At 54.1% G+C, this 2,797-nt stretch carries 5 protein-coding genes; all 5 read left to right on the forward strand.

The window, feature by feature from the left end; genetic code table 11:
- Window positions 1–143 precede the first annotated feature (143 nt).
- Window positions 144–830 carry an MBL fold metallo-hydrolase gene (locus ACO6BQ_RS12260; protein WP_489121360.1) on the forward strand — a complete coding sequence of 229 codons (687 nt, stop codon included), beginning with the start codon at window positions 144–146 and terminating at the stop codon, window positions 828–830.
- 12 nt (window positions 831–842) lie between these two features.
- Window positions 843–1,430, forward strand: a complete 588-nt coding sequence (locus ACO6BQ_RS12265) for a hypothetical protein (RefSeq protein ID WP_489121362.1) — start codon at window positions 843–845, stop codon at window positions 1,428–1,430.
- Window positions 1,430–2,092 carry a putative HNHc nuclease gene (locus tag ACO6BQ_RS12270; protein WP_489121369.1) on the forward strand — a complete coding sequence of 221 codons (663 nt, stop codon included), beginning with the start codon at window positions 1,430–1,432 and terminating at the stop codon, window positions 2,090–2,092. Before ACO6BQ_RS12265 ends, ACO6BQ_RS12270 begins: the two co-directional genes overlap by 1 nt.
- Before the next feature lie 5 nt (window positions 2,093–2,097).
- The gene (locus ACO6BQ_RS12275) at window positions 2,098–2,409 is read left to right on the forward strand and encodes a hypothetical protein (RefSeq protein ID WP_489121364.1); all 312 of its coding nucleotides are present in this window, start codon (window positions 2,098–2,100) and stop codon (window positions 2,407–2,409) included.
- A 40-nt stretch (window positions 2,410–2,449) separates the two neighbouring features.
- Window positions 2,450–2,797 (forward strand): hypothetical protein (locus ACO6BQ_RS12280; RefSeq protein ID WP_489121366.1); only part of this gene is annotated, 348 nt, incomplete at its 3' end.

Consider the following 2,797-nt stretch of genomic DNA (forward strand, 5'->3'; position numbering starts at 1 on the left):
CCGCGCAAAAAAGCAGCGACACCGCCCGCCGCATCCGTGCCTATTGCCCCCGTCGAAGCCGTACCTGCCGCGCCCACGGAAGCCGCCAAAGCACCTGTCTCCGCCCCGCCGAGCGTAGGGCTTTACGCAGGCATGAACTTCTAATGGACATCAAGATACTCGCGTCGGGGAGCAGCGGAAATGCCTATCTCATCGGAGACGGGCGTACCCGACTCCTCCTTGACGCAGGGATTCCGTTCAAACGCATCCAGACCGGCTGCGGGTTTCGGACGAGCACAATTGACGCCTGTCTTGTGACGCACCGTCACGGGGATCATGCGGCGGCAATCCCGAAACTTATTCAGCGCGGCATGACGGTCTACAGTAACGCCGACGTGGCAGCGCGTTACAAGGGCGTGCAGGAACTCACCGAGCGCAAGGAACATCCCATCGGCACCTTCCGTATCCTGCCTTTCGAGGCAGAGCATGACGTGCCGTGCTACGGGTATCAGGTGACATCGACCGAGACGGGCGAGCGGCTTATCTACATCACCGACAGCGCGTATGTGAGATACACGTTTACGGGACTCACACACATCATGATCGAAGCGAACTACGCAGAGGACATCATGCTCGGGAACGTGAGGGATGAGAAAATCCCGTTCTCACTCGCCGAACGTGTCGCAGGAACGCACATGAGCATCGACACCCTGCTCGACCTTTTGCGGGCGAATGACATGACGAAGGTGCGGCAAATTTATCTCCTGCATCTCTCGGATAATAACAGCGATGCGGAGCGGTTCAAGAAGCTGGTACAGCAGGAAACAGGCGCAGAGGTCTATATCGCATAAAGGAGGACCATCATGAACATCACTGTCAAGAAAATCAAAGAGAAGAAAGGAACGCTCATTTTTGAGTATGCCAAGAAGGAGAACAAGGACAGTCTTATCAGCACGCACAAGTCGACGTTTGAAGAACCTCCGGAGCATTGCTTTTGGGAGGCACTTGCCGCACTCTGCGTTGATGTATGCAAGATTCTCGAACTTGATCCCGGACAATACGCCAAACGCGTAAAACCGACGGGGGTCGCTTTCTCAGAGGATTCCTCAGGGCGTGATGCCGCTATCATCACCTTTGAATATCGTATGCCAAATTCAATGACGACGACCACGATAAATACGCCGCTGCTCAATCTTATGGATGTGAAGGAGGAGGAGATGCAGCCGGGGTGTTTCGATGCTAAGGAACACCTTCCTGCGCCGCCTTTTTATTGCGATACCCCGACATCCGCACATCTGCGCATCTTGCAGAAAGAGGCGGTGCGCTATCTGGAAGGACATCGCGGGCAGGGCGGGCTGTTTGGCGATGCGGAGCAGGAGAGCGCACAGACGGAGGATTCGCCCGTGCGCCTTGTGGCGGACCATAGCGACGTTCAGCAGATTGCCGTTTGATGATTCTCATCGGACACATTGTCAAAGAAGCGGACGGGGGCGCAATGGTCTATGTCCCCTATCCAGCAGGGCAGAGAAAGCCCGAGGGCTGTCATGAGAGCGTCGGCGTGGAGTTCGTGGACAAACGCCGTATCAGCGCAAAGCAGCGAAAGAAAGCCTATGTCCTCATCGCCTACATCGGGGCATGGTGGGGGTATACGCCTGTGGAGGCGATGAAGGAAATGCTAAAGCTCATGTTCGTGGGAGAGGCGGAAACGCTCAGAAGGACATTCTCGCTGTCTGACTGCGACATGACGACCGCACGGCTCTTTATCACGTACCTCATTGACTTCTGTCTGCTTCACGGCGTGGACGTAGGAGAACCGCTCTATCAGCTGGCAGAGGACATTCCGCGCTATGTGTGGGCGTGTCTTATGAACAAGCGGTGTGCGGTCTGCGGCAGGAACGCAGACCTGCATCACTGTGATGTTGTCGGGATGGGGCGCGACCGCAAGGAGATCTGCCACATCGGGATGCGTGCGCTTCCTCTTTGCAGGGAACATCACACGGAGATACACAGCATCGGGCAGGAGGAGTTTCTGAGACGGTACATCATCGAGCCGGTACGGATTGATGAGCGGATCGCGGATGTGTATGGTCTGCGGAAGAAAAATAGGAGGTGAGAGATTTGTTTGTGGTCAATGATTTGGAGCGATTGACGGAGTACGGGTTTACAAAAAGGGAGATGAAGAACGCAAAGGGGCGCAGCACCTATGTCAAGTATCTCGGTCAAACACGGGCATATCAGTCCGTCGGTCTCCTGAGTCTCTTGGTGAATCCGTATCACGGGACACATGAGAACGAGCTTGTTGTGTGGTGTCGCTGCCATATGGATGCGGACGCGTGGGACGTGAAAAATCCTTCCGTGATTTGGTCGTTCGAGGAAATCGGGCAGCTTGTGCACGACGGTGTTGTGGATTGGGTAGAATCTGCTGACTGATCGACGTGGTTGAAACACATAGAAAGGAGGCGGAATAAACATGATGAGGCTAATGGATTGGCTGAAAGCGTTTGGCGAAGATACTTCGGCAGACCCGATGCCCGCAACAGATCAAGTGATGTGGTTTAGGCTTTTATTGCTAGACAATTCGCTGATGTGGCGCGAATGGTTCGGATGTTCCGACAGACGTTTGCAAACACTTACAGGAATCAACAGCTGTCATGCGATTACCGTCGCCAAAAACAGACTCAAGCAGCGGGGTTGGTTAGATTTTAAGGCAGGAACCAAGAAGACAACACTCTACAAAATAACATTGCCGGATTACATAACTAATGGTGCAGATGTTGGTGCAGATGTTGGTGCAGATGTTGGTGCAGATGTTGGTGCA

This window comes from Centipeda sp. (in: firmicutes) (genome assembly GCF_057271695.1).

Coding starts and splice junctions, on each gene's coding strand:
- ACO6BQ_RS12260 (WP_489121360.1), top strand. CDS start 144: ATGGACATCAAGATACTCGCGTCGGGGAGCAGCGGAAATGCCTATCTC.
- ACO6BQ_RS12265 (WP_489121362.1), top strand. CDS start 843: ATGAACATCACTGTCAAGAAAATCAAAGAGAAGAAAGGAACGCTCATT.
- ACO6BQ_RS12270 (WP_489121369.1), top strand. CDS start 1,430: ATGATTCTCATCGGACACATTGTCAAAGAAGCGGACGGGGGCGCAATG.